The organism is Pseudoalteromonas sp. M58 (assembly GCF_042604605.1).
GTDB classification, from domain to species: domain Bacteria; phylum Pseudomonadota; class Gammaproteobacteria; order Enterobacterales; family Alteromonadaceae; genus Pseudoalteromonas; species Pseudoalteromonas tetraodonis.
In genome coordinates this window covers 191,055-217,637 of the sequence record NZ_CP152390.1, presented here as the reverse complement: position 1 = coordinate 217,637, position 26,583 = coordinate 191,055, and the positions used below count along the sequence as shown (strand labels likewise).

The 26,583-nt window shown below is 41.5% G+C and carries 24 protein-coding genes and 1 riboswitch; of the genes, 12 read left to right on the top strand and 12 right to left on the bottom strand.

The genetic code is table 11. From position 1 onward, the window contains the following. Positions 1–2 precede the first annotated feature (2 nt). Positions 3–1,505 (top strand): glycerol-3-phosphate dehydrogenase, encoded by a 1,503-nt coding sequence (gene glpD / locus AAGD16_RS01050; RefSeq protein WP_377113100.1) that lies wholly within the window; start codon positions 3–5, stop codon positions 1,503–1,505. Between the two features lie 7 nt (positions 1,506–1,512). On the opposite strand, the gene AAGD16_RS01045 is transcribed toward glpD, so the two are convergent. Continuing rightward, a complete protein-coding gene (locus AAGD16_RS01045) occupies positions 1,513–1,911 on the bottom strand; it encodes a thioesterase family protein (protein ID WP_024602231.1) in 399 nt (132 codons plus the stop codon). Positions 1,912–1,942: 31 nt separating this feature from the next. On the opposite strand from AAGD16_RS01045, the gene AAGD16_RS01040 reads away from it, so the two are divergent. Beyond that, complete coding sequence (locus tag AAGD16_RS01040) at positions 1,943–2,647, top strand: 2OG-Fe(II) oxygenase (protein ID WP_024602232.1); 705 nt, start codon at positions 1,943–1,945, stop codon at positions 2,645–2,647. A 137-nt stretch (positions 2,648–2,784) separates the two neighbouring features. Here the strand turns inward: AAGD16_RS01040 and AAGD16_RS01035 are convergent, their stop codons facing one another. The 6 genes from AAGD16_RS01035 to AAGD16_RS01010 form a co-directional block, all read right to left on the bottom strand. Continuing rightward, positions 2,785–4,017 carry a cysteine desulfurase-like protein gene (locus AAGD16_RS01035; RefSeq protein ID WP_377113095.1) on the bottom strand — a complete coding sequence of 411 codons (1,233 nt, stop codon included), beginning with the start codon at positions 4,015–4,017 and terminating at the stop codon, positions 2,785–2,787. Positions 4,018–4,027: 10 nt separating this feature from the next. After that, positions 4,028–4,660: a 2OG-Fe dioxygenase family protein gene (locus AAGD16_RS01030; protein WP_013463817.1), complete on the bottom strand. Its 633-nt coding sequence runs from the start codon at positions 4,658–4,660 to the stop codon at positions 4,028–4,030. 201 nt (positions 4,661–4,861) lie between these two features. Next, positions 4,862–7,459: a bifunctional aconitate hydratase 2/2-methylisocitrate dehydratase gene (acnB, locus tag AAGD16_RS01025; RefSeq protein WP_069440233.1), complete on the bottom strand. Its 2,598-nt coding sequence runs from the start codon at positions 7,457–7,459 to the stop codon at positions 4,862–4,864. 255 nt (positions 7,460–7,714) lie between these two features. Then, a complete protein-coding gene (locus tag AAGD16_RS01020) occupies positions 7,715–8,779 on the bottom strand; it encodes an OmpA family protein (RefSeq protein ID WP_013463815.1) in 1,065 nt (354 codons plus the stop codon). Positions 8,780–9,099: 320 nt separating this feature from the next. Further along, complete coding sequence (locus tag AAGD16_RS01015; RefSeq protein ID WP_377113090.1) at positions 9,100–10,509, bottom strand: YdiU family protein; 1,410 nt, start codon at positions 10,507–10,509, stop codon at positions 9,100–9,102. Between the two features lie 8 nt (positions 10,510–10,517). Then, complete coding sequence (locus tag AAGD16_RS01010) at positions 10,518–11,216, bottom strand: DNA-3-methyladenine glycosylase I (RefSeq protein ID WP_013463812.1); 699 nt, start codon at positions 11,214–11,216, stop codon at positions 10,518–10,520. A 187-nt stretch (positions 11,217–11,403) separates the two neighbouring features. Further along, positions 11,404–11,583, top strand: a riboswitch (Lysine riboswitch). A 127-nt stretch (positions 11,584–11,710) separates the two neighbouring features. Between AAGD16_RS01010 and dapA the strand changes: the two genes are divergently transcribed. The 5 genes from dapA (at position 11,711) to AAGD16_RS00985 (ending at position 16,892) form a co-directional block, all read left to right on the top strand. Further along, positions 11,711–12,595 (top strand): 4-hydroxy-tetrahydrodipicolinate synthase, encoded by an 885-nt coding sequence (gene dapA, locus AAGD16_RS01005; protein ID WP_013463811.1) that lies wholly within the window; start codon positions 11,711–11,713, stop codon positions 12,593–12,595. 15 nt (positions 12,596–12,610) lie between these two features. Continuing rightward, positions 12,611–13,351: a 2,3,4,5-tetrahydropyridine-2,6-dicarboxylate N-succinyltransferase gene (locus AAGD16_RS01000; protein ID WP_377113085.1), complete on the top strand. Its 741-nt coding sequence runs from the start codon at positions 12,611–12,613 to the stop codon at positions 13,349–13,351. After that, positions 13,351–14,556, top strand: coding sequence for a PLP-dependent decarboxylase (locus AAGD16_RS00995; protein WP_377113082.1), 1,206 nt, complete (start codon positions 13,351–13,353; stop codon positions 14,554–14,556). The genes AAGD16_RS01000 and AAGD16_RS00995 overlap by 1 nt, the downstream gene beginning before the upstream one ends. 5 nt (positions 14,557–14,561) lie before the next feature. After that, positions 14,562–15,683, top strand: a complete 1,122-nt coding sequence (locus tag AAGD16_RS00990) for a succinylglutamate desuccinylase/aspartoacylase family protein (RefSeq protein WP_090495045.1) — start codon at positions 14,562–14,564, stop codon at positions 15,681–15,683. Positions 15,684–15,860: 177 nt separating this feature from the next. Further along, the gene (locus AAGD16_RS00985) at positions 15,861–16,892 is read left to right on the top strand and encodes a phospholipase A (RefSeq protein ID WP_033102728.1); all 1,032 of its coding nucleotides are present in this window, start codon (positions 15,861–15,863) and stop codon (positions 16,890–16,892) included. A 55-nt stretch (positions 16,893–16,947) separates the two neighbouring features. Here the strand turns inward: AAGD16_RS00985 and AAGD16_RS00980 are convergent, their stop codons facing one another. Beyond that, positions 16,948–17,841 (bottom strand): bifunctional GNAT family N-acetyltransferase/hotdog fold thioesterase, encoded by an 894-nt coding sequence (locus AAGD16_RS00980; RefSeq protein ID WP_028835930.1) that lies wholly within the window; start codon positions 17,839–17,841, stop codon positions 16,948–16,950. A 122-nt stretch (positions 17,842–17,963) separates the two neighbouring features. On the opposite strand from AAGD16_RS00980, the gene AAGD16_RS00975 reads away from it, so the two are divergent. After that, positions 17,964–18,710 (top strand): spermidine synthase, encoded by a 747-nt coding sequence (locus AAGD16_RS00975; protein WP_377113077.1) that lies wholly within the window; start codon positions 17,964–17,966, stop codon positions 18,708–18,710. On the opposite strand, the gene dtd is transcribed toward AAGD16_RS00975, so the two are convergent. Together dtd and AAGD16_RS00965 are read right to left on the bottom strand one after the other, a co-directional pair. Continuing rightward, positions 18,707–19,144: a D-aminoacyl-tRNA deacylase gene (gene dtd, locus AAGD16_RS00970; protein WP_033102725.1), complete on the bottom strand. Its 438-nt coding sequence runs from the start codon at positions 19,142–19,144 to the stop codon at positions 18,707–18,709. The two genes, AAGD16_RS00975 and dtd, sit on opposite strands and share 4 nt — an antisense overlap. Next, positions 19,145–20,026, bottom strand: coding sequence for a virulence factor BrkB family protein (locus AAGD16_RS00965; RefSeq protein WP_013463803.1), 882 nt, complete (start codon positions 20,024–20,026; stop codon positions 19,145–19,147). It lies immediately after the preceding gene. 86 nt (positions 20,027–20,112) lie between these two features. Between AAGD16_RS00965 and AAGD16_RS00960 the strand changes: the two genes are divergently transcribed. The 4 genes from AAGD16_RS00960 (at position 20,113) to AAGD16_RS00945 (ending at position 23,634) form a co-directional block, all read left to right on the top strand. Next, entirely contained in the window at positions 20,113–20,766 is a 654-nt protein-coding gene (locus AAGD16_RS00960; RefSeq protein WP_377113072.1) for a DUF2959 domain-containing protein, read from the top strand. A gap of 138 nt (positions 20,767–20,904) precedes the next feature. Then, on the top strand, positions 20,905–21,996 hold the full coding sequence (locus AAGD16_RS00955; protein WP_350606230.1) for an MBL fold metallo-hydrolase: 1,092 nt from the start codon (positions 20,905–20,907) through the stop codon (positions 21,994–21,996). A 401-nt stretch (positions 21,997–22,397) separates the two neighbouring features. Then, positions 22,398–22,823 (top strand): BLUF domain-containing protein, encoded by a 426-nt coding sequence (locus AAGD16_RS00950; RefSeq protein ID WP_016900061.1) that lies wholly within the window; start codon positions 22,398–22,400, stop codon positions 22,821–22,823. A gap of 79 nt (positions 22,824–22,902) precedes the next feature. Continuing rightward, positions 22,903–23,634 (top strand): CBM9 family sugar-binding protein, encoded by a 732-nt coding sequence (locus tag AAGD16_RS00945; protein WP_368485232.1) that lies wholly within the window; start codon positions 22,903–22,905, stop codon positions 23,632–23,634. A 159-nt stretch (positions 23,635–23,793) separates the two neighbouring features. Here AAGD16_RS00945 and AAGD16_RS00940 read toward each other — a convergent pair whose 3' ends face one another. Both AAGD16_RS00940 and typA read right to left on the bottom strand, forming a co-directional pair. Then, positions 23,794–24,111, bottom strand: a complete 318-nt coding sequence (locus AAGD16_RS00940) for a hypothetical protein (protein WP_016900062.1) — start codon at positions 24,109–24,111, stop codon at positions 23,794–23,796. A gap of 210 nt (positions 24,112–24,321) precedes the next feature. After that, positions 24,322–26,145 (bottom strand): translational GTPase TypA, encoded by a 1,824-nt coding sequence (gene typA / locus AAGD16_RS00935; protein ID WP_013463797.1) that lies wholly within the window; start codon positions 26,143–26,145, stop codon positions 24,322–24,324. Between the last annotated feature and the right edge of the window lie 438 nt (positions 26,146–26,583).

Genomic DNA, 26,583 nt, shown 5'->3' with positions numbered 1-26,583 from the left:
CTATGAGCGCACACGACAACGAATATGACTTACTCATTATTGGCGGCGGTATTAACGGCGCTGGCATTGCTGCCGATGCCAGTGGTCGCGGTTTAAAAGTATTATTGTGTGAGCAAAACGATTTAGCCTCAGCCACCTCCTCTAATAGCAGCAAGCTTATTCATGGCGGGCTACGCTATTTAGAGAATTATCAATTTAGATTGGTAAGAGAGGCATTACGTGAACGTGAAGTGCTATTAAAAAAAGCGCCGCATATTATGTGGCCACTGTCTTTTCGACTGCCGCACCAAGCACATTTGCGTTCGCCATGGATGATTCGTGTGGGGTTATTTATTTACGACCACCTAGCCAAGCGTAATACTTTACCCGCTTCAAAGGCGATTGAGTTTAACAGCGATAGCGTTCTTAACAGCAGCATTACCCAAGGCTTTGAATACGCAGACGGCTGGGTTGATGACGCACGTTTAGTGATTTTAAACGCCCAAGCGGCGCATAATTTAGGCGCTACCATTGCAACACGCACGCGCTGCATTAAAGCAACGCGTAACGCAGATTATTGGGATGTGATTTTAGAGCAACAAGCCAGCAAGCAGCACCTAAATATAAAGGCAAAAAGTGTTGTAAATGCCGCAGGCCCATGGGTCGCGTCATTATTTGAAGATGTATTTACCCAGCCCACACCGCACACTATTCGCCTTGTGAAAGGCAGTCATATTGTAGTGCCCCGACTCCACAATGAGCCAGTTGCCTATATTTTACAAAATGAAGATAACCGCATTGTATTTGTCATTCCTTATGAGCAAGATTACTCACTGATTGGCACCACTGATGAAGAGTACACCGGCGATATTGCTGATGTAAAAATTAGTGAGCAAGAAATACAGTATCTCATCAGTATCACTAACCATTACTTTAAAAACACAATAAGCGCGGCCGATATTGTGCACAGCTTTAGTGGGGTGCGGCCACTATTAGATGACAAATCAACAGATGCTCAAGCGGTGACCCGTGATTACAAGCTGATATTAAGCAACGACACCGATCATGCCCCATTATTAAGTGTGTTTGGTGGTAAAATTACTACCTATCGAAAGCTTGCAGAAAATGCCGTTAATAAGTTAGCGCCTTTTTACCCACAAATGAGTGGCTCATGGACGAAAGATGCCCCTTTACCAGGCGGTGACTTTAGTAACCAAGCATACCTTAGCGCACAGTTAGAAAGCAGCTACCCTTGGCTGGCAATCGACACATTAAAACGTATGGTTCGCAGCTATGGCACGCTTAGTTATCAATTACTGGGGAACAGCCAAGCAATCGGCGATTTAGGTTATCACTTTGGTCATGGTTTGTATGCGCAAGAAGTTGATTACTTAGTAAACCATGAATGGGCAAGAACCAGCGCAGATATACTTTGGCGACGAACAAAGCTTGGGCTGCGCTTTACTGAAAAACAAGTCATTGCCTTGGGGCAATATTTAACTAAACATCCTGCTTGTCATAGTTAAGCTGCGATTAACTAACTGCTACAAGGTGCTGTGTTAATGCGGCTTTTTCATCAGTCGAAAGTGGTTGCTTTGTTTTACTAACAAAGTCATAACGTACCATCACCGTTTTACCAATGGCGCAGCACTTATCTTGCTGCCATGCTTCTTGGCGGATCACAAATGAACTATTGCCAATTTGCTCTATGCTGGTGTTAATTGTCACCTCATGGGCATAAAATAGTTCGCCAACAAACGACACTTCAACTTTAGCAATGATTAACTTCCAGTTGTGTGGATTTAGATCTGGCGTAAAAAATTTAAAAATAGGTACTCGGGCCGCTTCAAACCATACGGGGAGTACGGTATTGTTGATGTGTCCGAGTGCATCCGTTTCGCTAAAACGCGGCATCACTTTTTCAGTAAACATAATAATCCAATAATAATTAAACAGGTAACTCATGACGGACTTTATCCGCGTGTATGACAACGCGCTCAGTAATGAATTTTGCGATAACTTTATCACTACCTTTTCTCAAAGCCCGCATATTAAACAAGGGATGACATCGGGCGGTGTTGATCTTAATAAAAAAGATAGCCACGACTTATACTTAAACAATCATCCTGAATACGCAGAACAATTAAAACATATTCAACAAACCACTGCACAGTATGTTTTCAACTACATTGAAGAACATATTTTTATGATGATTGGGGCATTTGGTTTAAAGGTATATCACCCAAAAACAGGACAACCGGTTGATTTAACTCACGCCAACTATGACGAGGTAGGTAAACCACAACTCCCCTTATTGGTACAGCAAATTTTTAGACTCGGTAATATTCAAGCGCAAAAATACGAAGTAAATAAAGGCGGTTATCCGTATTGGCACAGTGAGGTGTATCCGCAGCTACAGCATAATGAAGCACTGCATCGGGTGTTGTTATTTATGTTTTATTTAAATGATGTTGAAGAAGGCGGAGAAACCGAGTTTTATTATCAAAATCGTAAAATAGCCCCTAAAAAAGGCAGTATGGTGGTTGCCCCAGGCTACTTTACCCATACACATAGAGGCAATAAGCCAGTATCAAACGATAAGTATATTTTAACCTCATGGGTTTTGTTTAATCGAGCAGAGCAAATTTATGGAACGCCACAAAGCTAAAGCGGTCAGCGGTCAGCGGTCAGCGGTCAGCGGTCAGCGGTCAGCGGTCAGCGGTCAGCGGTCAGAAATTAACTAACTGCTGACTACTGTCAAGTATTTGCATTAAACTGAAAGCTGACGGCTTATAGCTGACAGCTTCAAATCAGCTCATCAAACAAGTCAAACAAAGTGTCCATCTCTTCAATGGTGTTGTAGTGCATACAACCAATGCGTACTACGCCGCCCTTATCAAGCACACCCAGTTGTTTGCATAAACCTTGGGCGTAAAAATTACCATCCCATACACATACATGGTGTTTACCCAAAAGTTCAGACATTTGGCGAGGCTCTAACCCTTCAAAGGTCAGTGCGAACGTAGGGGTACGCTCACTCAAACGCTCTAAATCGTCTATACCAAACAACTTAATTTTTGGGTAGTTAACTAGACGCGTTAAAAAGTATTCACTCAATGCCATTTCATGTTGTTTTGTTTTAGCAAACGCAACACGTAATTTTTCTCGGCGTGAGTGACTGTCATCAAGTTCGCTAATCGCCGCTATGTAATCAACCGCCGCAATAAAGCCTGCAAGTGCCTCAAAACTTTGTGTGCCGGTTTCCCAGCGACCTGGTGCAACATCTTTTGCTGGCTCTACTTTATAAGGTGTAAACCCTTCTAAGTGCTCAGTTTTACCATAAACCATGCCTAAGTGCGGGCCAAAAAACTTATATGCAGAACAAGCTAAAAAGTCGCAATCTAACGCTTGTACATCAATCAGTTCATGTGGCGCATAATGCACCGCATCAACATACACCAACGCACCCACATTATGAGCAAGCTCTATAATACGTTTAATATCGTTAATAGAGCCAGTGGTATTTGATGCATACGTAACCGCAACCAATTTAGTGTTAGCGTTTAATAAGCTTTCAAAATGCGCCATATCTAAACTACAATCGGCTTCGTTAATTAGCGCTGTGTTAACCACTGCGCCTTTATCTTCAGCGGCTTGCTGCCAAGACGATACATTTGAAAAATGATCAGCATTGGTCACTATAATTTCATCACCTGCTTGCCAATTGCGTGAAATTGCTCGGCTAAAGCTAAATGTTAGGCTAGTCATATTAGGGCCAAACACAATATTTTGTGCACTGGGCGCATTTAACAAATCAGCCGCCGCTTGACGCGCATTCGCCATCAGCTCAACCGTTTTGTCACTTGAGAAAAACGCACCGCCCAAGTTTGAATTGTAATGCCCTAAATAAGCGGTCATGGCACTGAGTACCGACTGGGGTACTTGTGAGCCACCTGGCCCATCTAAAAACACCGGTGACTTGCCATCAACAGTTTGCATTAAAGCAGGAAATTGCGCGCGCAATTGCATTAAATTCATTTTATTTCTCTTAAGCAGTTAGTACAAAGCAATCCAGGTAACCTGGTTTGTTAGCATCAATTTTGTTCATTGGCGTGGCGTTATGCCATACCTGACGGTCATTAATTAGTGCAAACATGCCGTCTTTTATTTCCATTTTAAAACACGGTTCAGCTTGTTGGTTTTCATAAACCAATAGCTCACCACCTTCTAAATTTTCATGAGAAACACCACATACACACACATGGTCAAACCCATCTTGATGCACACCTTCTGGAGCTGCTGGCGTATCGCTATCAATGGCAAGCATTCTAAATTGGTGAATTTCAATATCACGCTCTGCGTCAATGCCGGTGATCGCTGCAAATTCGCTAACAATGCTTTTCATACCCTCAGACTCAAGCAAGCTTTGCTCTAAGTTTTCGTAAGTACGCTCAACATTACCTTGAAAGGTATTAATTGAATCGTCTTGCACAAACGCTTTGGTCGCTTGAAGATTAAGCTCACCATTTTGTAATTTAACCACTGAATAACGGCGTTTACGAAACGCACCATCTGCATAAGGATTTGCAGGTAAGTTATCAAAAGAAGGCTTAACCAAATCAATATTGGCTTGGTTAATAAAACGAAGTTGCAGTAAATTCTGGTTGTTTAATGCGGTCATAAAATCCTGCTTATAATAATGATAATATTGTCGAGGATTTTAATGCATATAGAGAGGATTTTTTGCTTTATTAACCATATCAATGACGACATTTAACGAAAGTTAATACAATCATGCAACGAATTAAGCATTAACTATCTAATATTTTATTTGGACAATAAAAAACCCGCCAAAGCGGGTTTTTTAAACACACTCTATAAATTATACAGCTTGCTGAATAATTACGTTGTCTGCCTTTTTAGTGTACTGAGGCATACGGTGAAAGTTCAAGTAACGGTAGGTATCTGCTGCCGTTGCATTGATCTTCGCTGCGTATTCTTGGTACTCAGTAGGTGTAGGTAATTTGCCTAAAATTGCTGCTACTGCTGCCAGCTCTGCTGATGCTAAGAATACGTTTGCCCCTGTACCTAAACGGTTAGGGAAGTTACGTGTAGAAGTAGACACAACCGTTGCTTTGTCCGCAACACGTGCTTGGTTACCCATACACAGTGAACACCCTGGCGTTTCAATACGTGCACCAACACGACCAAAAATACCGTAGTAACCTTCGTCTGTAAGTTGGTCTTTATCCATTTTCGTTGGTGGAGCAACCCAAAGCTGTGTTGGGATACGCCCTTTAAAGCCATCGAGTAATTTACCTGCAGCACGGAAGTGACCAATATTAGTCATACAAGAACCGATAAATACTTCATCGATTTTCTCGCCTGTCACATCAGAAAGTAGGCGTGCATCATCAGGATCATTTGGCGCACACAGTACTGGCTCTTTAATCTCAGCAAGGTCGATTTCAAGTACGTGTTTGTACTCTGCGTCTTTATCAGCTTCCATTAGCTCTGGGTTTGCTAACCAGTCTTGCATTGCAGTAACACGACGTTCAATCGTACGTACATCGCCGTAACCTTCAGAAATCATCCACTTAAGCATAACAATATTAGACTCAAGGTATTCGCTGATAGACTCTTTAGAAAGCTTAACAGTACAGCCAGCAGCTGAACGCTCTGCAGATGCATCGGATAGCTCAAACGCTTGCTCAACCGTTAAGTGCTCAACCCCTTCAATTTCTAGTATGCGACCAGAGAATTCGTTGATTTTACCTTTCTTCTCAACCGTTAATAGGCCTTCTTTGATACCAAAATAAGGGATAGCATGTACAAGGTCACGTAAAGTGATACCCGGTTGCATTTCACCTTTAAAACGAACCAAAATTGATTCAGGCATATCTAGTGGCATTACACCCGTTGCAGCTGCGAACGCTACCGCCCCCGAACCTGCTGGGAATGAAATACCTAATGGGAAACGTGTATGTGAATCACCACCCGTACCTACGGTATCTGGTAATAACATACGGTTTAACCATGAGTGAATTACACCGTCACCAGGGCGAAGCGATACACCGCCACGATTCATAATAAAATCAGGAAGCGTATGGTGCGTGTTTACATCGATTGGCTTAGGGTAAGCGGATGTATGACAAAAAGACTGCATTGTTAAATCTGCAGAGAAACCTAAACAGGCTAAGTCTTTAAGCTCATCACGCGTCATAGGACCTGTTGTATCTTGCGAGCCAACCGTGGTCATTTTAGGTTCACAGTATTGGCCTGGGCGAATACCGGCAACGTTACATGCTTTACCAACCATTTTTTGCGCAAGCGTAAAGCCTTTGTCTGATACTTCAGTCACTGCTGGTACTTTAAATACGTCAGTTGCGCCTAAACCTAATGATGTACGTGCTTTGTCTGTAAGACCACGACCAATGATCAATGGAATACGACCACCAGCACGAACTTCGTCTAAAATTACCTCTGATTTAAGTTCAAATGTAGAGATCACATCATCAGTACCATGACGTTTCACAACACCTTCATAAGGGTAGATGTCGATTTGGTCACCCATGTTGAATTCATCAACATTTAATTCGATTGGTAACGCACCCGAGTCTTCCATTGTATTGAAAAAAATAGGCGCAATCTTGTTACCTAAACATACACCACCCACGCGCTTGTTTGGTACGAATGGGATATCATCCCCCATAAACCAAAGCACAGAGTTTGTTGCAGACTTACGCGAAGAGCCTGTACCAACAACGTCACCTACGTAAGCAAGTGGTAACCCTTTAGTTTTTAATTCTTCAAGCTGAGTGATTGGACCTACTTCACCGTCTTTGTCAGGGTTAATACCATCACGCTCATTTTTAAGCATGGCTAATGCATGAAGCGGAATATCAGGACGTGACCATGCATCTGGTGCTGGTGATAAATCATCGGTGTTTGTCTCGCCAGTGACTTTAAATACCGTAACAGAGATTTTTTCAGCAACGGCTGGCTTATTGATAAACCATTCTGCAGCAGCCCAAGACTCTATAATTTGCTTGGCGTATGCATTACCTGCTTTTGCTTTTTCTTCTACATCGTAGAACGCATCAAACATTAATAATGTGTTCGAAAGGCCTTTTACTACAATTGGCGCTAACGCTTCGTCATCAAGTAGTTCAACCATTGGCGCAATATTGTAGCCACCGAGCATAGTACCTAGTAACTCAGCTGCTTTTTCTTTAGAAATCAACGGAGAAACAGCTTCACCTTTAGCAACAGCCGCTAAAAATCCTGCTTTAATGTAGGCTGCATCATCAACACCTGGTGGTACGCGGTTGATCAGTAGTTCTAGGATGAACTCTTCTTCACCTGCCGGTGGCGTTTTAATTAGCTCAATAAGATCAGCCGTCTGCTGAGCATCTAATGGCGCTGGTACGATACCTAACGCGGCACGTTCTTCTACGTGTTTACGATATTCTTGTAGCACAGTATTGCCCTCTTGGTGACGTTAAAGTATTCGGTGGTGTTTACTAAACACACCATAACCCAATACTTATAGTATTCTATCTGCCGATTATAAAGCTTTTGTGCATAGATTAAAATCCATCCAGTTAGGCAACTAGTTATACCGATTATTAATAATATGAATAGTGAACAAAGTAAAACCAACTCCCATGAATACCTATTAAGCAACCATAAAAAAACCCAGCTTAAGCTGGGTTTTTACTCAATAATGAGGCTATTAACGTAATACTTTTACACGTTTAATAGATTTTACGTGTGCTTCAACGCGGCGGTTTTCAGCATGCGCTTTTGCCGTATTCGCTTCATTTTTAAGGCGTTCTTCACCTAAACCTGCCGTTGTAATGCGATCTTCTGCAATACCATCAGCAATTAGCTTTTTAGCTACTGCATCAGCACGTTTTTTAGATAACCATTTATTGTAAGACGCTTTACCTACTGCAGAAGTATGACCTTCAAGAAGCACTGTTGTATCTGGGTACTCTTTTAAGAAAGTCGCTACTTCATCAATATCATTTAAGTACTGCTGTGAAACTGACGAGTCATTGTTAGGGAATGTTACTAACAAGCTTACTGTTACTTCAGTATCTTCATAAAGTGTACAACCATCGCTACCAACAGCATCTGTCATAGGTGTATTGGCACATTTATCATCTACATCAGGAATGCTGTCTTTATCTGTATCAGCAAGTGCTACCGGCACAGGAACAATTTCTGGCTCTGGCTGTGGTGCAGGCTCAACCGGTGCTACTGGCGCCGATTTTTGACCAAAGAAGTAGTTTATACCTAATTTAGCGCCAACATCTGTGTAGCCTTTGTCTAAACCTTGGTAAACACTAGTTTCAGCATTAACAAAAAAGTTGTCTGTAACAAAGTGTCGGTAACCTACACCTGCGTTTACAAACGTGTTGTCATCAACAACATCAATATCTTTCAGACCAAATAAACCGTAGAAAGGACCGCCACCAAAGTGGTAAAGTGCATCGATACCGTAACGTTCGCCGTCAATATCGTTGCGGTTGTTCAATACTTTGTCGTGAGCATTAAAGTCTAGGTCTGCGTACTCTAAACGCGCACTCCAGTAATCATTAAAGCGGTAGCCTAATTCAGCACCCCAGCCTGTTGACTCATTAACGTCAAGGCCAGCTTGCTCACGCATGTTTTTCCACGAAGCATCGTAATAATCGCCGAATGCACCGATGTAAAAGCCTTCTTGCTCGGCTGCGAAAGTAGATGCGCTAGTTGCAGCTAACGCAATAGCCATTGTAAGTGATTTTAATTTCATTGTTTTCTTCCCATTTTAACAACTAAAAATGTAGCTAAGCATTGCTAGCTCTTCTAACTTACCTATACAGTAACTGAGTCTTTGTTAATCAATACTTAACGCAAATATATTTTTTCAATATCTAGGATAATAAAACTAGCTCATAAAAAATGTCGATGAACACAGGCTAGCTCAAAAAGCAAACAATCGCTTTAAACCCCACACGATCACTGGCTTTTGTGGAGTTATGGTATCACCCGTTCATAGTTTGCTCTATGAATGAACGTCGCTGGGGTAAAAAATGACCTTTTATATTCATTTTAAAATGCAAAAAACCATACTTAAGTACCACAAAAAGTACGATAATTCTTATCATCTTCGGGCGGCGTTTGAAACTCTGTGGCCTGCACATGGTTTGTGTAAGGGCTCGCCATCACTTGGCTAAAACGACTGAGTAGCTCACTATCCCCATGCGTAGTGTACTGAGTAATAATATCTTCAATAATATGGTTACGTGGGATCACGCTCGGATTGGCTTGTCGCATCACTTGATAGCTGTGCTCATTAGTTCGTGTTTGCCATTGCTGTGCCCAAGAGGTAAGTGCTGATGGTATTTCAGCTTGCCCATTTAACGACTCAGTGAGTGCATTAAAAGTATTGGTATAATCAAGCTGGTGTTGTTTTAATAACCCTAGTAACTCCCCCACCAACTCATTATCTTTATCATCCGCGACTGTTAACCCTAACTTTTGCGCCCACATCGCGCTAAATTGTTGGTTAAATTGCGTTGAAAAGCCCTCAATTAAAGGCGTCATCATTGCCACCGCTTGCTCGTCATCGTCACTGATCAGCGCTATTAGACTCTCTGCTAAGCGGGCACAGTTCCAACTTGCCATGTTTGGCTGATTACCAAACGCATAACGCCCTTGTTTATCAATAGAGCTAAACACGGTATCAAAATCAAACTGGTTCATCATGGCACATGGGCCGTAATCTATGGTTTCACCACTAATTAAGGTGTTATCGGTGTTCATAACACCATGAATAAACCCCACCCTCATCCAACTTACGACTAATTTGACTTGGTTGGCGATCACTGCAGCTAAAAAATCTAAATAACGCTGAGCGCCAGTGCTGTTAATCTCGGGATAGTGTCTTTGAATGGCTAAGTCGGCTAAGTTTTTTAGGCTAGTAACGTCACCTTGAGTGGCTAAATATTGAAACGAGCCCACCCGAATATGACTGCTGGCGAGTCGGGTTACAATAGCACCTGGTTGAGGTGGGTTGCGATAGACGGTTTCGCCACTGCCAACCACGGCTAAACAACGCGTTGTTGGAATGCCAAGCGCGTGCATAGCTTCGCTCATTACGTACTCACGAATAGCTGGACCTAATGCACAGCGGCCATCGCCTCCGCGCGAAAATGGCGTAGCACCAGCGCCTTTTAATTGCAGATCCCAAAGCTGATTTTTATCATCGCTAATCGCACCGAGCAAATGCGCCCTACCATCCCCTAGTCGCGGTGAAAAGTGACCAAACTGATGACCAGAATATCCCAGTGCCACCGGAGAAATCGCTTGGGGTTCATTACCGCTAAATATATTTGCTCGGGAATCTGCATCCACTTGTATATTAAATTGCTTAGCTAGGGGCTCATTCCATAACAATAACTGTGGCGCTGTCACCTTGGCTGGATGATCGCTAATTGCAAACCCCTCACCAATGTCGGTATACCTTGGCACTAATTTCATAATTAATCCTATTGTTTTTGGCTGATACCTACGCGATTGTCGCCTACACCATAAGCGACAATTAAGCTTAGCTCTTGCATGCTTAAGCCGCTTTGCTGCTGCAGTTCATTAAAGAATGCCTGCGCCGCACTTAGTGACTTTTTAGTTTGTAATCCGCCATCTATAATTTTATGGGCACGCAAATAGCTTTCTACGTCTCTTGAAAGTAAAAAAGTATCTTTTCCTAAGGCGCGCAGCGCATAAGGGCCGGTATTACCACCAAGCCTTGCACCATGCTTTTTTAAATACGCCCACAAGCCAATAATATCTTCACTTGGCCAGTTAGCAATAAACTCACTAAAGCTGCCGTATTGCTCTGCAACTTCGTGGATCATATACGCATTTTCAGTAATAGTTTTTACTTTTTTATAGTTGCGTACAATCCGCTCATCACTGGCTTTTTGCTCAAGCATATCCGGTGGCATCATCAATAGTTTTTCAACATTGAAATCCCAGAAAACCTCTCTAAATCCGGCCCACTTACTGTTGATCACCGACCAATAAAAACCACTTTGAAAAACTTTCCGAGTAAATTCTTCTAGCCAATCATCATCACTTAATGTGACGAGTTGCTTTGTTGATAAAGGTTTTGCGAGTAACAACTTAAGCATTTTTTCAGAGCCCTTTCGCTCTACCGCTCGCTTATAAATATCACTAAATTTTTCCATCTGCTTAATACCTTACTTCGACAATAGTACTAGTGTACGAGAAAAGCAGCTAATACGTAATAACTGTCAATCAGGATGAATCTATCTATATTTAGTCACTTGACACCTAGACGGCTAAAGTGGTTTAATCGCCACACTTACCCTATTACATTGTATTTGCTGATTGATTTTTCAATAGCAAGTGCAAAGGGCTGGAAGAGGTGCGTTATTCAGGTAGCGTATGTTAGGAGCGCAAACTCCATTGAGCATACGTGAGGGGAATTAACGCCGAGAGGTAACACTTTTTTGTGAAAGGTTGCTTCGGGCGACTAGGCTGAATCCTAGCGACTGTCACCAATAACATATTTGGTGGAGAGCTTCTGGTCTTAGTATAATAAGGCCGTGCGCCCTATTATTTAAGCCCATTCGCTCTTCGAATTATAAACACATTCAAAGAGTCAGGCATCCTAAATACCCGCCAAAAACTCGACGAATGCCCTATAAGTTCGTGAGAGATGATCAACAACTTCAATATTAACAATTTCCATTTATGGACTGCGCTGATCACCCCATTTGATCAAAATGGCCTAGTTGATTACGCAACCTTAGACACCTTGGTGGCCGAACAAGAAGCCGCTAACAATGGCATTTTACTGCTAGGTAGCACCGGCGAAGGGTTAGCCCTGACCCTCAAAGAACAGCAAGCCATCGTAGAGCATGTCTGCCAATTACAGCCGAGCGTCCCCCTTATGGTTGCGGTAGGCGGTAGTAACTTAAAGCAACAGCTTGAATGGGTTAATTACTGCAACCAGCTGCCTATCCATGGTTTTTTACTCGGCTCGCCTTTGTATGCCAAACCCGGTGCAGTGGGGCAAACGCATTGGTTTGAAAGCTTACTCAATGCCAGTTCTCATCCTTGTATGCTTTATAACGTACCAGGACGTAGTGCGGTTAGCATTCCCATTGCAACCATTGAAAACCTCAAACAACATAAAAATTTATGGGCACTGAAAGAAGCCAGTGGCTCTATCTCTCAATTTGAAGCCTATCGACAAGCAGCGCCTGAACTAGCCATTTTTAGTGGTGACGATGCCCTCATGCCTTATTTTGCCCAAGCAGGTGCAAAAGGTTTAGTGTCGGTTGCAGCCAATGCATGGCCAGTGCAAACCCATGAGTTTGTAAAGCGCAGTTTAAGCGGCCAACACCCTAATCTTTTTGTCCAGTGGTCTAGTGCTATCAATAGCTTATTTTCAGTAGCCAACCCTATCCCAGTCAAAGTGTTAATGCATTTACAAGGGCGTATTGGCAGTCCGTATTTACGCCCACCTTTAACACACCTTGAGCTGACACACACAGATGACATTTCATCGGCAAACAACACCATTTTATCTTGGCATTAAATACAGGTTTTTATAATGAACTGGTTAGAACTATTAAATAATTTAGAAACGGGCGCGGTTCGCGCAGCAACACAAGACGAAAACGGCCAATGGCACGCTAACGTAGAAGTAAAGCAAGGCATTTTAGAAGCCTTTAAAAACGGTCAAAACACCGAGTTTGCTGGCGGTTTTGTTGATAAACATAACTTAGCGCCGCAAAGCTTTGAAGCCACAGCAGGCGTTCGCATGGTACCCGGTGGTTCAAGTGTGCGCCGTGGTGCACATGTTGCCAAAGGCACTATTATTATGCCACCTGCGTACGTAAATATTGGTGCATTTATTGACGAGGGCACTATGGTAGATAGCCACGCGCTCGTAGGGTCGTGTGCTCAAGTAGGTAAAAATGTGCATTTAAGCGCAGCGGTACAATTAGGCGGAGTACTTGAGCCCATTGGTGCCAACCCTGTGGTCATAGAAGACGATGCATTCATTGGTGCAGGCTGTGTGATTGTTGAAGGCGTGGTAGTTAAAAAAGGCGCGGTACTTGCCCCAGGTGTTCGCTTATCTGCAACCATCCCTGTTTATGACTGCGTAAATGAGCGCCAGCTTGATAAAGGCGAAGCAATCCCTGAATACGCGATTGTGATCCCTGGATCTCGCCCTGCGTCAAACGATTGGGCGCGCGAGCAAGGCTTAAGCATGTCGTGTGCGTTAATTGTTAAATACCGTGACGAGCAAAGTGATGCGTCATTATTGCTTGAAGAGGTTTTACGTTAATGACCTTTTTGAGCACGCCCGTTAAAACCGCTATTGATAAGCTAGCAACTGAGCTTGATACGCCCTTTTTTGTTTATGATCTTGATTCACTAAACACACATTTAACGCGTTTAGTGGCACAAACCGAGGTAAAACTCTGGTATGCAGTTAAAGCGAACCCGTTATCTAGCGTGATCCAACGCTTAAATAACGCTGGTTTTAACTTTGATGTCGCCAGTAAAGGCGAGCTTGAGCAAGTCCTTGCTCAAGGAATTAACAGTGAACGCGTGCTCAACACGGGGCCTGCAAAAAGCCCTAAACAAATTAAGCACTTTATTGCGCGTGGCGTGCGTACCTTTGTGGCCGAAAGTCTCAATCAGGTACGTTGGCTCAACGAACAAGCGATTGCTCAGCAGTGCCAGTTGCAGGTTTTATTAAGGGTACAATTACGCTGGCCTGAGGGTGATAAAAATCCTTTAGGGGGCGATAGTCTTACTCCATTTGGCTTAGGGTGCGACGAGTGGCAGGCGCTAAATACCAGTGACTACTGTGCACTTAATTTTGACGGTCTGCATATTTTTCAGTGGGGCAACATGCTTAGCAGCGACAAACTCGCTGAGCTGTGGACACAAATGATTACGCCGTTAAGGCAACTTGCTGAGGATTTAAATATTAACCTCAAGGTGCTGGATTTAGGTGGTGGTTTAGGTATTCCCTATACGCTTGATACGCCCACTCTAAGTTGGGATGCACTCATAGAGGCGCTTGCAAAAATTAAATGCGATGCGGGGGTTACTGAGCTATGGATGGAACTAGGTCGCTACGCTGTAGGCGAATGCGGCCACTACGCCACACCTGTTGTTGAGCGCAAACTAAATTACGGCCAACAACAGGTGATTATGAGCGGCGGCATTAATCATTTATTGCGCCCTGCGGTCACCAGTCAAGATTTCCCTGCGCGTTTATTACGAGATTCAAATGCAGAAAATCAAGCAATGAGCCTATACGGCCCCTTATGTACTGCACTTGATTGCTTAGGAGAGCACCAATTACCCAGTGATTTAAATGAGCAAGACTGGCTAGTATTTAGTCAATGCGGTGCCTATGGTTTTACCGAAAGTATGCCGTACTTTTTATGTCATGAACTGGCCGGTGAATATGTAATAGACAATGGCGTATTGAGTTGCGTGCGACAAGCAGAAGATGCAAGCCACTACTTGAGGTAAAAAAGATGAATAACACCACAGCTATTAGCCAAGAAAATATTGTAGTTGGCGAAGTCGCAAACGGACTACCACTGACTATTCCTGTGTATCGTTTAAAAGGCGATGGCACCGGCCCAAGTGTGTATGTACAAGCAAATATGCATGGCGCAGAAGTGCAAGGCAACGCGGTAATTTACCAATTACTTGAGCAACTAAAAACACTTAATTTAAAAGGTGATATTACCTTAGTTCCTTACGCTAACCCCATTGGCTGTAATCAAAAGTCGGGGGAATTTACCCTTGGCCGGTTCGATCCCATTACGGGGACTAATTGGAATCGCATGTATCACTGCAATAATAAACTGGCGACCCAGTTTGCACAGCAGTTCAGCGATGCCGATGATAAGATTCTGAAAACAGCCTTTAAAGCCGCGTTAATTAATGACGTTGAGCAACAACTCAACGGCCCTGATTATCGTTTAACAACGGGGAAACGGATTGCGCTAAACTTACAAAAATTGGCGCATCAAGCAGATATAGTTTTAGATTTACACACCGGCCCTATTTCTAGTCAGCACTTATATTGCCCTGAGTATGCGACCGATAGCGCGCGTTACTTTAATATTCCCCATGTGCTGGTTATTCCTAATGCCTTTGATGGCGCAATGGATGAAGCAAGCTTTTGTCCATGGTGGCAGCTTAGTGAGCAACTTGCTCAGCAAGGGCGTGAATTTAACGTGCAAGTTGAAGCCTTTACGGTAGAGCTTGGCAGCCAAGAAAAAATCGATTTAAGCGCGGCTCTAGACGATGCCAATAGTATTTTAAGTTATTTAAATCATAAGCAAGTATTTGTTGATGCCCCCTACAAGCCAAAATTGATGACAAGATATGGCTGCCAACTAAATGATTATATCGCTTATTACGCGCCTATGGGTGGCATGGTTGAATACCTCGCACCTCTTGGCGGGCATGTTAAAGCTGGAGAACCCATTGCTAAAATACTGCGAATGGAGCGCTATTTAAGCGAACAACCGCTGCAAACTCTAAGCTTTGATCTCGATGCAATTGCGATATTGCATTTTGCCTCAGCGAGTGTGAATCAAGGTACCGAGCTGTATAAATTTTTTACCAACGTCTTTGAGCTTTAGCTCACCCCTTCTCATTGCGTGAGAGTTAGCTAGTAAATAACTAGTTACACAGTAAAAGCGACTTAGGTCGCTTTTCTTTTTAAAGTATTAAAGTTCAGGACAAATTCACCATTTATGTGTTAAAAAGGCGCTATAATTAGCAAAATACTGACTTCCCTCACTTACAAAGGAATTATAATGAGTTGGCGCCATTGGATACTACTTTCTACATTACTCAGCACAACCGTTGTTGCTGAAGAAACAGCAAATAACGAGCAAAACAATGAACTTGAGCTGGTTAAACAATGTATTTTAAATGAAGTGATCGGTGGAGACGGTAAACAAACGCTCGATCAATTACGTAAAAAGTGTTCTGCCGTTGAAGAAAGCAAGCAGCTAACGGCTATCGACAAACGCCAAGCCCGTGAAGCGGTTGGTAAAAAAAATCGTAATGTAATTACCCCGCATAAACGTAATTATATTTTACCTGTTTCTTATATGTCGAACCCAAACACTCGCCCGTTTGATGGATTTGCAGAGTTAACCGATAAAAAAGATGGCGACCCACTTGATAACCTAGAAGCTAAATATCAGCTATCAATTAAAGTGCCTTTGTATGATGAGTTTGCCGATTCAGACCAAGCGATATTTTTTGGCTTTACTTTGCAGTCATACTGGCAAGTATATAACGACGATATTTCTTCCCCTTTTCGTGAAACCAACTACGAGCCAGAAGTATTTTGGATTAATTACTTAGACCCTGAAAACGTTTTATGGGGCGATGAAATGGCAATAGCCATTGGTATTTCGCACCAATCTAATGGTCGTAGTCAGCCAAACTCGCGTTCTTGGAATCGCATTTATGCCGATTTCATTTGGGAAAAAGACGGCTTTGTATTTAGCTTTAAACCTTGGTATCGCATTCCTGAAAACAAAAAGCCTGCGCCGTTAGATGCACGAGGTGACGATAACCCAGATATCTATAAATACATGGGTTACTTTGAATTTGGTGGCGCGTATCGCTTTAACGATCATGAATTTAGTTTTATGACTCGCAATAATTTAAATTCAGATAACCGCGGGGCAATTCAGCTTGATTGGTCATTCCCATTATGGGGAAGAGTTCGCGGCTACGCACAATATTTTAATGGCTATGGCGAAAGCTTGATAGACTATAACACCGATATTGAACGCTTTGGTGTGGGTATATTACTGACAGATTTACTGTAAAAAATGCTTATAAAAAAAAGCCAAGCAACTCCCTTGGCTTTTTCGTTTATTCTTATTATTTTTTAACCACAAATTGCCCTTCAAACTGAGCAACCACCTCGTCACCATCAAAAATGGTTACCGGCACTAGGTAACTTGCTTTACCCGCATCTTGTAACTCATTTAAGTTCCCTTTACAGGTTTGAATATTCACACAGCCCTTAGGGTCAGTATTCAGTGGCTTTAAATACTTAATGTTGGCATCTGCTAACACGATATTCCCTTCAAGCCCGGCTTCTTTTAATGCTAAATACGTTGCACCCCAACCCGTTAATGTAGCTAGGCTATAAATAGAGCCCGCAAACATAGTGTTGTGTAAATTTAAGTTAGCATTTAAATCTGCACGAGTAGTAAATTGCCAATCTGTGTAACTTTCAACTTTTATTCCCATTGCATCACTAATGGGGATTGATTCACGCCATGTGTTTTGCAGTACTTGAGTCCAATTTGGGTGGCGAAACCAACCTGGTTCACTCGGTTTGAGCTTAACCATTTTATAATGCTGTACATCACCATAAGCCAAATGTGCTTTTTCTTTATTTTCATAGCCATGGCGCTGATAAAATTCCAGTGCTCGCTCGCGAGCAAACAACACTAATTCATCAGCATCTTGATTCCACGCTATTTTTTCGAGTTCATGTAGCAAGCGGCTACCAATATGTTGATTACGGTTACCCTCTGCAACCGCCATATAACGTACTTGAGCTTGTTGCTGATTATTAAAGTGCAAACGAGCCACACCCAATACTTCACCCGCTTTATTTTTAATGAAGCGATGCTCAGCCTCTTGCTCTAAATCGTCTTGCTCAGAGCCCCGAGGTTCGCCCCATGGGGCACGTAAAACCTGCCAGCGTAATTGGTAATAGGCTTGCCAGTCTTCACTACTTTGTGGGGTGCTCACTTGAAACATACATACTCCATAAATTAAAAATGTAAAATATTACGCTGTGCATTTTGTGAAAAACACCATACTCGATCTGGATAAAACTGCAAATAAGACTTTGGTGCTGAGAAAACAGCTGTAAAAAATTAATGACAAAAGCCGTTGCGATTTACCTCCGCTGGTTTATGCTCAATAGCATGAATAAATATATCCATTGCAGTAGTGGCCTGATCAGCCAACATTTTATTGAGCATAGCTCATCGCTAGGCCAGTTACTTTATTGGCATAATCAACATGGTGAGCACATACAAGTAAGAGAGTATCAACAACTTCGCTGGCTACTCATTAATAACACGTTGCAGTCTGTTATTTTAAAAGCAAAACCACATGCATTACTGTTTCCACACCTTGCTTATTTAGCAACGGCTTGGCAACAGCTACCTGCGCCTAAAAAAGTACTCGAACTGGGGTTAGGTGGCGGTGCCATTCGTAATTACTTATTAGAACAGTATCCTCAAGTGCAGGTTACTTCAGTAGAGAAAAACCCCCATATTATTGACTGTTATCAACAATTTTTTGCCCCCAGTGAACAACAACAGATTCATTGCGAGGATGCGCAAACAATTTTAAAATCAGCAGAGCAGATGGACTGGGTCATTTTAGATTTATTTAGTGAATTAGACGCCCCGCGATTTTTATTTGATTCATGCTTTTATCAAACAATTTATGATGCACTTGATCAACAGGGCATCTTATTTATTAACTTTTTATCGCAGCACTCATCACAACTCACTCAGTTACAACATGTACTACTGACTGTATTTGGGAAGGCTATTAGTATTCAAAAAATTACCGGCTTTGTTAATCATATTGTGATTGTAGAAAAAGCACGTTAAGCGGTTAAATTAAAGGTAACCGGCCCATCGTTACATAAACTCACCTGCATATCGGCTGCAAATTCACCGGTCGCGACCTTAATACCGAGTAATTTAGCCTGCTCTACAAAGTAATTATATAGCGCTTGCGCTTGGTCTGGTGTAGCTGCCGATGAAAAACTAGGCCGCATGCCTTTTTTTGTATTGGCTGCGAGCGTAAATTGCGATACGACTAACAGTTCGCCTTGTATGTCTTTAAGGCTGAGATTCATTTTATCGTTTTCGTCATTAAAAATACGGTAATTGGTGACTTTGTGTAATAGTTTATCAGCGCTGCTTTCATCATCTTCTTTTTCCACCCCCAGCAATAATACAATGCCTTGTTTAATTTCACCGACAAGCTGTTGGTCTATCACCACATTAGCATGTGTTACTCGTTGAATTAATCCCTGCATTTACTCTGTATCCTCTGCTTGTTGATCTTTTTTATTGTAATGCTGCATGTTAATACACACAGTGAATTCAGCGCCTAGTAGCACCACGACCCACGACAAGTAAACCCATACAAACAAAATGGGAATGGTTGCTACCGCACCATAAATCACTTCATAAGATGGAAAATGGCTAATGTACAAAGCAAAGCCTTTTTTGGTTAGCTCAAATAACATGGCAGCAAATAGCGCACCGGGAACGGCCGCCTTAAACGAAACACGAGTATTGGGCACTAAGGTGTAAAGCATAATAAAACCGGCCATAGAGATAGCGTACGGTAGTAGCTTTAACAAGAAACCACTAAACCCTGGGATCCCTTGATCTGCAAACGATACCAACGACACAATATATGAGGTTACACCGATACTGGCGCCCAGTAACACGGGCCCTAAGCTGAGTACCATCCAATATACGGCAAACGATATCATCATCGGGCGTTTTTTCTTTACTCGCCAAATACGGTTTAGCGTGGCATCTACATTACGAATAAGTAGCAAGGCAATGGCTGCTAAAAAGCCAATACCTACTGCCGTCATTTGATTGGCATTACTAGCAAACGAGCTAATATGCTCTTTAATAACACCAGAAGAGGTCGGCACAAAGTTAGTAAACAAAAAGCTCTCAATGGCTAAACGGGTCGACTCAAATCCTGGAAAAGCAGAAAATATTGCCACACCTACAGCAATAAGTGGGACTAACGAAAGTAAAGTAACGTACGCTAAATACCCTGCATTAATGGTTATTTGATCGTCAATACAGCGATTAAAATATTGCATCCACCAGCCTGGTTGCAGTTTTAAAAACGCCTTAACTTGCTGTTTATAATGGGAGAGCTTATCATTCATACAATTAACTTTGTTGGTGAGCTTTTGATTATAATAACAATCAAGGCCATAATTTACAGCATTAACACTCGTAAATAGGAATTCAGATGAAAAAACAAACATTTTTAGGGACAACCATACTTGCGTTAATGCTGATGCTCTCTGGTTGTCAGTCTGCTTATTATTCGGCAATGGAAAAAGTAGGTGTTCATAAGCGTGATATTTTGATTGACCGCGTTGAAGAAACAAAAGACTCACAACAAGAGTCTCAACAAGAATTTCAATCAGCACTTGAGCGTTTAACTACACTCATTAATTTTGATGGCGGTGAGTTGCAAGATGCTTACAATCAACTTAATGACGATTACGAGTCAAGCCTTCAAGCGGCAAACGAAGTATCAAGTAATATTAATAAAGTTGAAGACGTAGCAGAAGCTTTATTTGATGAGTGGAATGATGAGTTAGAGCAATACAAAAGTGCCTCACTTAAGCGTGAAAGCAGCAAAAAGTTAGCAGCAACACAACGTCAATTCGACCAGTTACTTCGCTCAATGCGCAGCGCCGAGAGTAAAATGGAGCCGGTATTATCATCTTTAAAAGACAACGTATTGTACTTAAAGCATAACTTAAATGCGCAAGCGGTAGCGGCTATCAAAGGTGAATTTACTAACTTAAAGCGCGATATTCAGTTATTAATGAATGATATGAACAAATCGATTGAAAACTCAAATAAATTTATTGAGCAAATGAATAAATCCTAAATATTTAACCTATTAAACTGAGCCCGCTAAAAATAGCGGGCTTTTTTATACACACTTTTTGTTACTTTTTTGTCCTTTTTTAGCAAACTGCTTTTGTTACACTTTCAGTAAGATAAAAATAACAACTAAAAATGAATTATGAAAATACATACACTTAGCTTAATCATCGCCTCCAGTGTGCTCGTTGCATGCAGCACTGCGAATAATATTGAGGTTATTGCAGGCCCTGATACCGTTATTCCACTTCATCAACAAGGTGAGCAAGCTGGGCGCTACCACAACCTCTACCCAGGCAAAAAAAGTTATCCTGTTAGCTGTGAAACTGATTGCTACCCAAAAAACAATAACTTAGTTTGTGAAACAGAGGCTGAAAACTGCCAATATCAAGGTCAGCAAAAAAATCCGCAGGTTAATGCGGGCTTTACTATTCGTTGGCTCGGACACGCAGGCTTTGTGATCAAAACCCCGAATGGCCAACAAGTTGTGTTTGATCCCGTAAAAGAGCAATTTGACTCGCCTATTGATTTAGCTTTTCGCCTTACTTCAGGATTTTATCGCAAGCCTGGCGACTGGCTCACTGACAATGAATTGAAAAACTTAGTCGCCGTTATGTATTCTCACATTCACTACGATCATTTCAATAAAGCCGATATTGAAGAAATTGGTAATCAGCCTCGCTACCTAACCCCCCTTGGCATGGCTGATAACTTTCCAACAGGTGGCTTTAACATTAGTGAAATGGCATGGTATGCAAAAACTAAAATTGATGATTTAACCATTCATGCGCTACCTGCGCATCATTTTAGTAGTCGTGTGTTAGTGCCTTTTATTTATGAAGATAACAATAAAGACCTATGGAATGGCTGGTTACTTGAGCAAAGTGGCAGCACTTTATTTTTTGCAGGCGACACTGGTTATTCAAAACACTTTAACGATATACAGCAAAAATATGGCGATATCGATGTGTGCTTAATGCCTATTGCCTCTTATTACCATAAAGAGAACGGCAACTGGTACCGTTATGTTCATACCACTCCTGAGGATGCCTTAACCGCAGCACAAGCGCTTAACTGTAAAGTAATGATACCGTGGGGCTATGGTAACTCAAGTTGGAAGATGGGCGATCACAGCAGCCATTCAGCGCTACTGCGCTTATTGCATATGCATAAAAAAATGGATTCGAAGATCCCTCTGTATATTTTAAATGAAGGTGAAAGCATCCAGCTTTAATTAGGGGCTGTTGACCTTTCAAGGTTAAATTTGCAGCAGTCTGTTTGGTATTTAGGCAAGGCAGAGCCTATGTAGTGTGGTTATTCCCCATAAATAAGCGATAACTTAGCATCAATGCCAAACAGGCGCTGCCCGAAGGGTTCTGCCTAGGGGCGATTTACTCTTTGTTGCCTACATGGATGTAGGTAAGGGGCGTGAGCAGGACGCGGAAGCTTTGCTTGGTTTTTACTTAGCCCACTAGGTTACAAACCTCGCGCCGCGATTAAATCGCACTTAGTTTGAACAAATATTAATCCGCAAAGGTCAACAGACCCTAGTCATTTACACAAAATGCGTTTACATAATTAGTAATAACCCCCTCACTGAACTATCTTTAATTAACTAAACAGTCAGGGGGTTTTATGTTTCTTGTGCGACTCATTTACGCCAGTAAAATAAGTAGTGGTTTTGGGCCTGAAGATATAGAAAATATTTTACAAAGTGCGCGAACCTACAATGTAAAAACAAATGTCACCGGCATGTTATGTTTTAGTAATGAGTACTTTTTACAATGCCTTGAAGGCTCCAGAACCGCTGTTAATAATACCTATCAACAAATATTAAATGACAAACGCCACCACAATGTAATTATGCTCAACTATACCCAAATTCCCGAAAGAGAGTTTGAAACATGGTCAATGGGCTATGTGCCGCAATCACAGCTAACCGAATTACTTAATCTAAAATACTCGGGTAACATTGACTTTAACCCTTTTAAAATGTCGGGTGAAAGCGCGCATTTATTAATGTTGGCATTAAAAACAAGCATAACTGGGGCAATAAGTTAATATAATAAATACAACTATGAGATTGTTTTTAATTGCTATTTAAGCCAAGCTAAATCATCTTTAATTGATGAGCTTATTAATGAAAAAAACACTACTCGCTTTTAGTTTACTTTTCACCCAACCACTTATGGCTATTGAAGTTAGTCATACATCAACAGCTATTATTATTGATGGTGTCTCTGAAAGTACATGGGATAGCGCCACATGGCATCCTATGCCGCACCTAATGGATGGCGCACTTCCCTCATCAGAGGCCGATTTTAAAGGCCGATACCGTCTTCTATGGGATGAAAACTACTTGTATTTACAAGCAGATATTAGTGACGATGTGCTGATTGATACTCACCCAAATCCAACTGATAAATACTGGGATGATGATGCCTTAGAAGTGTTTATAGATAGTGACGCATCGGGTGGGAATCATCAGTTTAATCATACCGCGTTTGCTTATCACATTGGTCTTGATAACCAAGCAGCCGATTATGGCCCTGATAAAAAAGCGCATTTATATACCGACCACTTAGTTAGTAACTGGAAGCGTAATACCACTGCGCCCTATAACATCACGTGGGAAGTGGCGATAAAACTCTACCCGAATGATTATCAACAAGGCGCAAAAAATACGCCGCTTAAATTAACTGAAAAACACGTTATTGGCTTTATGCTCGCATATTGCGATAACGACGGCAGTAAAGTTCGTGAGCACTTTATGGGCTCACACGAAGTACAGCCAGTGAACGGTGACAGAAACCGTGGATTTATAGATGCAGATGTATTTGGGAAAATCACTTTGCTACCGAAAAGTAAGTAATCACTAACTAAATAATTGATAACGAAGGTTGGGTTGAGCTAAGCGAAACCCAACAAAAATACCCTATTAACAAAAACAGAGACTTTGCAATATAGATTATTTAATTCTCAAGCACGTTTTTCCTTATATAAAGAGCGCTGCGCCCTAATAAAGCTAATTTCAGCCACCCTTTTGCTCATGATTAATAATTTTAAGAAGCAAATCAATTCTGCGATTTGTTTTTTTGGTCTGCTCCCTAATCATTCCCTGCACCACAGCTGAAGCAAGGAAAATAAAACATATTATTTGAAATATTTCAGTTTCAATATCATAGAAGCTATTAGCAATTGATAACAAAATAAAGGGTAAAAAAATTGATATGAGATCTTTCAAGCCCCAATCATTTTTTCCTAACGTTTCAAATTCATCTTTATATTTTTGCAGTTCAGCAATATGTTCTATCTCTAGTTTTGCCATAATTTCATTTTCGGTATTCACACTAGCTCACACGCACATAGTAAATATAGCTTTGATAATAACTTAATACCTCTTTTAGGTTCAATATTAAAAACTGTTTAACAGTATCGAACCAACTGCGATGCTTTAACCTGTGGACTTACGCTCTTCTCTGGCTAACTATTATCCACAAAAAAGCCGCTGTATTTTGCAATACAGCGGCTTTTAACATCATGATTCTAAATTAATAGATTATGACTTTGGCGCACGACCCGCACGTTTACGCTCATTTTCAGTTAAATGACGTTTACGAATACGAATGTTCTCAGGTGTAACTTCTACTAACTCATCATCAGCAATAAACTCAAGCGCTTGCTCAAGTGAATAGTTAAGAGCTGGTGTTAGTGTTTGTGCTTCATCGGTACCAGATGCACGAACGTTAGTAAGTTGCTTACCTTTAAGCGCATTAACTGTAAGGTCGTTATCACGGCTATGAATACCGATAACCATACCTTCGTATACTTCAACACCGTGACCGATGAATAAACGGCCGCGCTCTTGTAAGTTAAATAATGCGTTAGTTAGTGCTTTACCTGTTGCATTTGCAATCATTACACCGTTCTTACGAACACCTAGCTCGCCACCTTTGTGCGGACCGTAGTGATCGAACGTATGGTAAAGTAAACCAGAACCCGATGTTAACGTCATGAACTCAGTTTGGAAACCGATTAAACCACGGCTTGGGATCATAAAGTCCAAACGCATACGGCCTTTACCATCTGGGGCCATATCAGTAAGCTCACCCTTACGAAGACCAATTTGTTCCATGATAGAACCCTGGTGCTCTTCTTGACAGTCAATTGTTAGTGTTTCATACGGTTCTTCTAACACACCATCAACAGTACGTAAGATAACTTCTGGACGAGATACAGCTAACTCGTAACCTTCACGACGCATGTTCTCGATTAAGATACCTAAGTGTAATTCACCACGACCCGATACACGGAAGCTATCTGGGTTATCAGTGTCTGCAACGCGAAGTGCAACGTTGTGTACTAATTCTTTGTCTAAACGCTCACGGATATTACGTGATGTTACAAACTTACCTTCTTTACCACAGAAAGGTGAGTTATTTACAGAGAACGTCATCGTTACTGTTGGCTCATCAACACTTAGTGGAGGTAATGCTTCAACGTTGTTAGGACAACAAAGCGTATCTGAAATCTTAAGCTCGCCAAGACCCGTTACCGTTACGATGTTACCAGCGTAAGCTTTGTCAGTGTCAATACGCTCAAGACCTAAGTAGCTTTGTACTGAACCAATTTTACCGTTACGTTTAGACCCGTCAGCGCTAATAACCGTAACTTGTTGGTTAGGTACAACTGAACCGCGTTTGATACGACCAATGCCAATTACACCTTTATAAGAGTTGTAATCAAGCTGTGAGATCTGCATTTGGAAGTCACCTTCAGGATCTGCATCCGGTGGTGATACTTCGTCAACGATCATCTTGAACATAGGTTCCATGTTATCAGATGCTTCGTCTAAATCTAATGTAGCCCAACCATTGATTGCTGATGCGTAGATTACTTTAAAGTCTAACTGTTCATCAGTTGCGCCTAGGTTGTCGAATAAATCAAAGATTTGATCCATAACCCAATCAGGGCGAGCACCTGGCTTATCAATTTTATTGATAACAACGATTGGCTTTAAGCCTTGCGCGAATGCCTTTTGCGTTACGAAACGCGTTTGTGGCATTGGACCTTCCTGAGCATCAACAAGTAGTAATACTGAGTCAGCCATCGAAAGTACGCGTTCAACTTCACCACCGAAGTCGGCGTGTCCAGGAGTATCTACGATATTGATATGGTAATCATTCCATGAGATAGCGGTGTTTTTCGCTAAAATGGTAATACCACGTTCTTTTTCAATGTCGTTTGAATCCATCACGCGCTCTTCATTACCGCCGCGTGTTTCTAATGTACCTGATTGCTCAAGTAGTTTATCAACCAGTGTTGTTTTACCGTGGTCAACGTGGGCGATAATTGCTATATTTCTTAACTTTTCGATGCTCATATATTCACTCAGAGAAATTGAATCTCATTGATCCTGCAGGGGCTATACGTTCTCACCTGCGCTTTCACGAGATGTCCCAGCATAGGATTTAAAAGGGCGCATATTATCCCCTATAAATGGAATGGATGAAAGTTTATCCAAAATAAAATTTCAAACTTTCTCAATAAAATAATTAACCCATTGTTTTAAAATAATTAATTATGATAATTAATTTTTAGATATTTATATAAAAAGATGGTTTTGGGTTAATTTAAAGCGACTTTACTGCGTATTTTGCATTTTCTTTGTGCTAGTCTAAGGTGATTAATTTACAAGCAATTATTGCTTTGTAAATATTGCACCATTTTGGAAAAATTACGCACTAAGATGGTGCTCAATCTATATCACCTTTATTTTATTTATATTTTTTTACATAAAAAACAAATAATTATAATAGTG